Below are 7,350 nucleotides of genomic sequence, written 5' to 3'. Positions count from 1 at the left end.
CTACCCGTCTCTCACATCCTCAGATGGTCCGTCTTTCGACGAACGCATCAGGCCAGTGCTATCCGCGCTCACTCACGACACAAAATGCAACTGTAGTGCTAGGCTCAGGACCCATTGATATGATTGCGGAAATCTGATTCAGCCTCTGTGAGGAGACTGAAGATGAGTGACCTGTATTGGTTGACGGAGGAGCAGATGGATCGTCTGCGGCCCTTTTTCCCGAAGAGCCATGGCAAACCTCGCGTTGATGATCGTCGTGTGTTGAGCGGGATCATTTTCGTGAACAGAAATGGTCTGCGCTGGCGTGATGCGCCCCGGGAATACGGTCCACACAAGACGCTCTACAACCGCTGGAAGCGCTGGAAGCGCTGGAGCGCTATGGGGGTATTCATCCGCATGATGGAGGGACTGGCTACTGGCAAGGCAGAGCCTCAGACAATCATGATTGATGCGACCTATTTCAAGGCACATCGCACGGCTTCGAGCCTGCGGTTAAAAAAGGGGGCTCAGGCCGTTTGATCGGGCGGACCAAAGGCGGGATGAATACGAAGCTGCATGCTGTCACCGACCGGAACGGACGTCCGCTCGACTTCTTCATGACAGCAGGTCAGATCAGTGATTATACTGGTGCCGCTGCCCTTCTGGACAGTCTGCCACCAGCCGAATGGATGCTGGCAGACCGGGGCTATGACGCTGACTGGTTCAGAGAGGCCCTGGAGGAGAAAGGGATCAAACCCTGTATTCCTGGTCGAAAATCTCGTGCAAAACCGGTCAAATACGACAAACGGAAATACAAAATACGCCACCGTATCGAGATCATGTTCAGCAGGCTCAAGGACTGGAGACGGGTCGCAACACGCTATGACAGATGCCCGACCGTCTTCTTCTCGGCAGTCTGCCTCGCCGCAACCGTCTTGTTCTGGCTATGAGTCCTGAGCCTACGTAGCTTCCACGCTGGCAGTTGTGCGGGTCTGGACGTGGGCGAAGGCTGTGTCTGGGCATAATGACGGAGAAGATGGACGGTCAGACTTTCCAGAAGTCCGTTCACAAATAGAGAACTGGCCGAATGAGTCGTCTGGATCTCGGCCGTCAGGCCTGTCAGAACGCCAGAGATAAATGCGTCCTGAACACCGGAAATTGCGCGCATGGAAAGCCGTGATGGATTAAGCCCTAACGATCGGGCGACGCGGTTCACCAGAGTAGGGCCCAGATAAAGATGCAGGACTTCAAACGGACGGTCCGGATCAGCCTGCCAGCGCATGAGGTAAGGCGCATCGGTCTGTGTCAGGAAAAATGATCCGGACCCGGCCTCACTTTTCGTCCATTCACCTGTCAGTTCGCGTTCCTCGACCTGTGCTTCTCCTGAGATGACCCGCACCAGAAAATGTTCGGCCACAGCCGGGACAAGCTCTTCATCTTCGTGTTGCGGCCGACGGAATATCCGCATCATAAAATGTTGGTCTGGAACAGGCTTTCTTTCACGACCCTAAAGTTCCAGATTGGAAAGGCCCGGATCATCATCCCGGCATCTTCCTGGCCGTATCGGCCAGCGCGGTTTGGAGCAACGTCGTGACTTCGCCAAATGTCAGCCTCCATATCGTGATACCAATCATGATCACTGCAGGCGAGGCTGATTCGATGGCGAAAGCCGCGGTTACGGCCGCGAATAAGGCGAAGCCTAATACGACCGATAAGGGGTCAATGCGAGGGTGGGCTGCAGTCGCTTCAATCTTATCGTAACTTGCGTCAGAACAGGCGATGTAGTGCAGATATCACACTGGGGTCAGAAGATGGGAAATGCTCTGTATCGGTTTCAGACCATGGCCAAAACGCCTGATTGCCTCACGATCCTTCTCCAGTGCTCCATAAGGCAGATACCGGACTTTCAGATCAGCAATCCTGCTGAAAGCCGGTCGCTTCAACTGTTCCCGCACATCAATCTCCCGCTTGTCCGGCGCGACAAGGAACATCCCTTCCAGAGCCTGCGCCGCTGACCCGAGAGCAAGGTCGAGCATCCGCACGATACCGGAATAGATGGTCGTTGAGTGCTCAACCTCGAATGCTGCAACAATCCTATGGCTTTCCTGGTCAAGCCATAAGACGTCGATCAGACGCACGGATTCCGCTCCCTGCGTTTCCGTCGTGAACCCCGGCAATACCGACAGGCAACCATCCCCCAGCTTGCCGTCCTGCCATGGACGGCTGCGATCATTGGCGGCAATCCAGACATCGTAACCCAAGGAGAGCCCCAGATCACGAAGCCATCCCTGAATCTCGGTATGAGTATGATCTGTTTCCCGCTCCGCAGCGAGAGTTCGGGCCTCTTTTGCGCTCTGCTCCCTAACCTGGTGAAGATCGGCTTCCCAGAGTTTTCGTGCTGTTTCGTTATCTTCGAGAGGCGGCGCTGTATAACGTCCGCTTCCGAGATCAAACAGCAGTCCTCCGATAGCACCAAGATCATTGGAAAGCAGCGCACGATAGGTTGCATTCAGCTTTAGTATCCCTTGCCGCATGGCAAGATATTCCTCCCATCGCCCCAGCTTCACCTTTGATCCGGTCAGGGCGTTATAGCCCTTCACGATCGCCGTATTGAAAGGTGGCATGATCGTGGGATGCAGGAAATACAGCAGATTGGCGACAGCTGGCCCCAGCCCTTTTATCTTCCTGGCGTCGATTGCATGAATGGCCGAGACTACATGCTCTTCGGTATTGCAGCACAGACAGGTATCGAGAAGCTGCCCAAATGCTTTCTGATTGGCGGGATTTTCGTAGATGTCGGGAATGCGTAACTTCGGTTTCCACAAGAATGCATGATCCGCACCCTTGAAAATCTGACGCTGCTCAGCAATCGAATGTACAACTGTTTCCAAGGAGGAGCCACGATAGGCAACCCCGAATGTACCAGCGGCTATCTCAGCCACAACCAGCTGCAGACCGCGACGGATAGACCGGAAGTTTTTGAGGCGTTCATCCCACAAGAACCAACTCTGATAGGTCCCTGCCGGATCATCTCGCCAGCGAAGGATAAGGTCTCGAATGAGGTCTGTCATTTACCCGCAAACTAACATTCCGTTCTCCCCAGATACTGATTGTAACAGGGATATAGGTCAACACCTGCCGGGTCTCGCATAGTGGCCGGCATTTCGCTTGGGGTGCCGACGCCGGTTTTCCTTGACGCAAAACATCAGAAGGGCCAGCGATCATATAATGGATACTATCAGCCTTATTGCCCTGCTTTTCGTGCTCGCCGCAGCCTTTAGCATTCTCAATCACCACACGTTTCGCGTTCCAGCGACAATCGGTGTCCTGATCTTTTCGCTGCTGGCATCCCTGCTGGTTGTGGCTTTGAACCTGCTGATTCCGGACTATGATCTGCAGGCTCTGTCGCGGTCTATGCTGGGGATCATCAATCTACCAGTAGCGCTTCTGAACGGTGTGCTGTCACTTCTTCTCTTTGCGGGAGCCATGCAGGTTGATGTCGGGCACCTGCGTGCCAAATTGATGTCCGTGACAGCCCTCTCTGTCCTTGGAACGGTGTTGGCTGTGGTCCTTCTGGCGGGTGCAGTCTGGAGTATTTTGCCCCTGATGGGCCATGCCGTTCCGTTTTCATGGTGCATCGTGCTCGGTGCGATTCTCGCACCCACAGATCCGGTTTCGGTCGTGGGCATGCTGAAGCGTCTGCGACTTCCGGGACCACTTCAGGCAGTTTTCGCGGGCGAGAGTCTGTTCAATGACGGTGTGGGAGTTGTTATTTTTGGTGTGACGATCGGGTTGGCGACCGGAGACAGTCAGGGTCTGGCCGCTTCTGCGATTGTGCTCAGCTTTTGCCGTGAGGCGCTTGGTGGTGGTCTGTTAGGTGCCATGACCGGATGGATCGCGCTTCGTGTACTCAAGGAGCAACGGGATCCGCATATCGATCTGCTGACGTCATTGGCCCTAGCGACCGGAACCTTCAGTATCGCCAGCCATCTTGGCATGTCAGGCGCGATAGCTGTCGTCGTGGCTGGATTGTGTTTTGAAACCAGCTATAGCGATTCCGTTTTCGATGAAGCATCCCGCCAGAACCTCGATGTCGCGTGGACCCTTATGGACGAAGTGCTGAATGTCCTGCTATTCATGCTTATCGGTTTTGAAATTCTGGAGATCACGCAGCGTCTGTTTACCATGATGGCGACGCTCATGGTGATTCCGCTGTCTATTGTCGTGCGCGCACTGAGCGTGTTGTTCTCCACTCTTCCGATTCATCTCAGACAATGGGAACGGGGCCGTGTTCTTGGTATCCTGACCTGGGGTGGTTTGCGCGGTGGCATCTCGGTCTCACTGGCGCTTGGATTGCCTCCAGGTGAATTGCGCAATCTGTTGCTGCCTGTCTGTTACGGTGTGGTGGTGTTTACCACCATCGTACAGGGACTGACCATGGAATGGGTCGTCCGCAGGCTTTACCCATCATCAACATCCGGGCCAGAATGATTTCTCATGAAACATGCGGCGACAAAATGCCTGTAGGTCAATCAGTCAGCGTCTGCCGACTGCTGCCCTAAGTCGTAAGGCCTCGTAGATCGGGGTATCTCCGCATGCACCTGCCACCACCATTGCTGAGAAGCTTCCGCACAGGAGCGGTAATACAAGATCGGATGATCCAGTCATTTCCATGACGAGGATAATGCCCGTCACGGGTGATCGAACGGATCCTGCGAACATTGAAGCCATGCCAACAATCACGAACGGCGCAGTCGCCAGTGCTGTGTCCGGGCTCAGTATTTGTGCGACAAAGCTGCAGGCCAACCCTGATAGTGCCCCCAAGGCAAGCATAGGCGCGAATAATCCGCCAGGTGTCGCGGCAGCATAGGAAACTGCCCCGAATACCAAGCGGAAAACGAACAGGAGGGGAATAAGATGCCAGTTTATCGTATTACTTATTGCGGCCTGGGTGATCCAGTCGCCTCCACCCGCCAGATGGGGATCAAGCCATACGACAAGTCCGGCCAGTCCGCCGATTAGGGTGGCTCTGGTGTATATGCTGACAGGCAGACGGTCGGCAAGGCGCAGTGCTGCAAGAATTGTTCGGTTGTATCCGACTGCCAGTAGGCCTGTCATGAGACCAGTCATGACAAAGAATAACTGCTTCGCAACTGCTGTAGGTAGAACCGGATAAGATGCGATGAAATCGGGCTGACTGCCTAGAATGCCACGACTGAACATAATGGCTGAGATGGACGCTCCGAGCGCTGCGCAGACCATTCTCGCCTCAAATTGCCCCACCAGTTCTTCCAGGACAAAAACAGCACCTGCGGCTGGCGCATTGAAGGCCGTTGCAAGACCTGCTCCCGCGCCAGCGGCAAGAAGGGCACGGCAGTCTGCCCGTCCCAGTGAGAGCCGTCGTGCGATCGCATCGGCTACTGCGGCTCCCATCTGTACGCTAGAGGGTGTTATGCACCTTGAGCGAGTATAGCGGCGTTTCTGAGCATGAAACATGCGAAAGCGACGACATGGAGACTTGCGAGGGTTGAAGCGTAACGCTCGTAGTCCTTGACGAGCCTGCGGCATCGTGTGGCCCATGCGAAAGACCGCTCGACGACCCACCGGCGCGGCAGCAGGACAAAGCCGCGCTTGGCTTCTGGCAACTTGACGACTTCGAGTGCGATACCGTGCGTGCGAGCCGCCTCGTCTGGTTTTGAGCCCGTATATCCCTGATCGACATAGGCCAGTTCGACGCTTTCGTCAGTGGCCTCCTGAATGGCAGCGGCGAGGCGTCCGACCTCGGCGCGATCATCCCGATTGGCTGGCGTGACATGCAGGGCCAGCAGGTGGCCCAGCGTATCCACAGCCATATGCAGCTTCGAGCCCCGTTTGCGTTTGGCCCCGTCGTAACCGGCGCGAGGCCCGCTCTCGGGTGTCGAACGTAATGTCCGGCTGTCGAGGATGGCTGCAGTGGGTTCCGGCAGGCGACCAGAAGCCATGCGCAAGACGGCACGTAGATCGCAGGCCAGCGTCTCGAAGCAGCCGGCATCCATCCAACGACGAGACTGCTGATAAACCGCCGACCACGGCGGCAGATCGTTTGGCATCGCGCGCCAGGCAATCCCGTAGCGGATCACGTAGCGCAACCCGTTGAACAGTTCGCGCAGATCATGCCGCCGCTGTTCCGCGTCCTCTCGCATCAGGACCAGATACGGAACGACCAGAGACCATTCTTCGTCTGATACATCAGAGGGATACGGTTTGCGTGCGGGTGCCATCCCTCATTACTGCACCAATCAGGAACGAAAGTACATAACACCCTCTAGGCCCTTCGCGTCCCAGGGCCAGACCGCTCTCAATCGCCAGTAGACCGCCGACGAATTTGACCGGGATGAGTGGCCATGACGCCGGGCCGGTAATGCCCGATAGCACGGCTTCGACATGAGGAATGCCGCTGCCTGCCGCCAGCGGTGCAAGGCGGCGTACCATTTCTACAGCTGCCAGAGCTGCCAGGGCAACGCCGACGACCAGAAAGAAGCCTCCCCACGGCGAACCATGCAGAAACCGAGGGGCCATCTCCGTTCGCGTGAATTCCAGCCACTCCAGAAACAGGCGAAAGGTTCCGCAGATCGTACCGGTTGCGATACCGATCAGGATTGACGCTGACGCGAGGAAAACCAGACTGCAGGAACTGTCGGTTCGTTCTGAGTGCGGTGTTCTATCTGGCACCTGCTGTAGCACGGCGTCTTCTTTCGTTGACTGAGGTTCCCCGGCTTCGAATGCGACATCTGCGATCCGGGTCGCTGTTCATGAGGGACCCGTTTCCGGGCTCGGATCAGTTTTTTTCTGAATCTCCTTCTGCTCGGTCTTTTCCATGAAACCTGTAGCAAGGACGGAATATAGTGGATGAGGGCAGATCATTCGCGACACTCCGAACGCCAGAAATGCGGTTGCCAGAAGCGCCAGCGTGACCTGCTGGTTATCGCATATCTCCATCACGATGATCGTCGCTGTGAGCGGAGATTGGGCAACGCCACAGAAATATGCCGCCATCCCAAGCAGAACGACAGCACCTGGAGAGGTATGGGGTAGGAACTGTCCGATCCACCCGCCCATGCCAGCACCGATAGCTAGGGACGGTGCAAACATGCCGCCAGGTATGCCAGAACAAAAGGTGATTAGTATGGAGAGGTATTTCAGGAAAAAGAAGGAGGCTGGATAATGGAGGGTGCCGTCTATGATTCCTCGCGCCTGGAGATAGCCCGTACCATAGGTCGCCCCGTCAGAGACTAGGGCCTGTTAGGGCTTGATCCAGTCTGCTGCGGCAGCGATGTGGATGACCGCGAGGAACGACGTTGCTGTTTTTTCATATCTGGTTGCGACAGCGCG

Annotated in this window: 6 protein-coding genes and 3 pseudogenes; 2 read left to right on the top strand and 7 right to left on the bottom strand. The window is 55.9% G+C overall.

Translation table 11 applies throughout. The features are described 5' to 3' along the window. The first annotated feature begins 162 nt into the window (after positions 1–162). Positions 163–929 (top strand): IS5 family transposase gene (locus CFR72_RS15910; RefSeq protein WP_110914731.1). Its coding sequence is split into 2 segments (ribosomal slippage): positions 163–493 and positions 493–929, totalling 768 coding nucleotides; the frame shifts between segments, so codons are not numbered across the junction. On the opposite strand, the pseudogene CFR72_RS15905 reads toward CFR72_RS15910, so the two are convergent. Beyond that, positions 920–1,444: pseudogene (locus CFR72_RS15905) on the bottom strand (AraC family transcriptional regulator); the annotation flags it as partial. The gene CFR72_RS15910 and the pseudogene CFR72_RS15905 sit on opposite strands and share 10 nt — an antisense overlap. A 328-nt stretch (positions 1,445–1,772) precedes the next feature. Continuing rightward, positions 1,773–3,050, bottom strand: coding sequence for a hypothetical protein (locus CFR72_RS15895; RefSeq protein WP_014106948.1), 1,278 nt, complete (start codon positions 3,048–3,050; stop codon positions 1,773–1,775). 157 nt (positions 3,051–3,207) lie between these two features. Here CFR72_RS15895 and CFR72_RS15890 point away from each other — a divergent pair, with 157 nt between their 5' ends. Then, positions 3,208–4,470, top strand: a complete 1,263-nt coding sequence (locus tag CFR72_RS15890) for a cation:proton antiporter (protein ID WP_110914729.1) — start codon at positions 3,208–3,210, stop codon at positions 4,468–4,470. A 45-nt stretch (positions 4,471–4,515) separates the two neighbouring features. On the opposite strand, the gene CFR72_RS15885 is transcribed toward CFR72_RS15890, so the two are convergent. The 5 genes and pseudogenes from CFR72_RS15885 to CFR72_RS15865 form a co-directional block, all read right to left on the bottom strand. Then, positions 4,516–5,412: a chloride channel protein gene (locus tag CFR72_RS15885; protein WP_014106950.1), complete on the bottom strand. Its 897-nt coding sequence runs from the start codon at positions 5,410–5,412 to the stop codon at positions 4,516–4,518. A gap of 17 nt (positions 5,413–5,429) precedes the next feature. Beyond that, positions 5,430–6,239, bottom strand: a complete 810-nt coding sequence (locus CFR72_RS15880; RefSeq protein ID WP_014106903.1) for an IS5 family transposase — start codon at positions 6,237–6,239, stop codon at positions 5,430–5,432. After that, entirely contained in the window at positions 6,208–6,702 is a 495-nt protein-coding gene (locus tag CFR72_RS15875; RefSeq protein ID WP_014106951.1) for a chloride channel protein, read from the bottom strand. Before CFR72_RS15875 ends, CFR72_RS15880 begins: the two co-directional genes overlap by 32 nt. A gap of 66 nt (positions 6,703–6,768) precedes the next feature. Further along, positions 6,769–7,254: pseudogene (locus tag CFR72_RS15870) on the bottom strand (chloride channel protein); the annotation flags it as partial. A 6-nt stretch (positions 7,255–7,260) separates the two neighbouring features. Beyond that, a pseudogene (locus CFR72_RS15865) lies at positions 7,261–7,350 on the bottom strand (IS5-like element ISMex42 family transposase); the annotation flags it as partial.

It is taken from the genome of Gluconacetobacter entanii (genome assembly GCF_003206495.1).
Lineage (GTDB): Bacteria > Pseudomonadota > Alphaproteobacteria > Acetobacterales > Acetobacteraceae > Novacetimonas > Novacetimonas entanii.
This window is presented reverse-complemented; position numbering and strand designations above follow the sequence as displayed.

Bases quoted from the DNA above. Each gene is read 5' to 3' on its own strand.
- CFR72_RS15890 (WP_110914729.1), top strand. From the start codon at position 3,208: ATGGATACTATCAGCCTTATTGCCCTGCTTTTCGTGCTCGCCGCAGCC.
- CFR72_RS15885 (WP_014106950.1), bottom strand. From the start codon at position 5,412: ATGGGAGCCGCAGTAGCCGATGCGATCGCACGACGGCTCTCACTGGGA.
- CFR72_RS15895 (WP_014106948.1), bottom strand. From the start codon at position 3,050: ATGACAGACCTCATTCGAGACCTTATCCTTCGCTGGCGAGATGATCCG.
- CFR72_RS15880 (WP_014106903.1), bottom strand. From the start codon at position 6,239: ATGGCACCCGCACGCAAACCGTATCCCTCTGATGTATCAGACGAAGAA.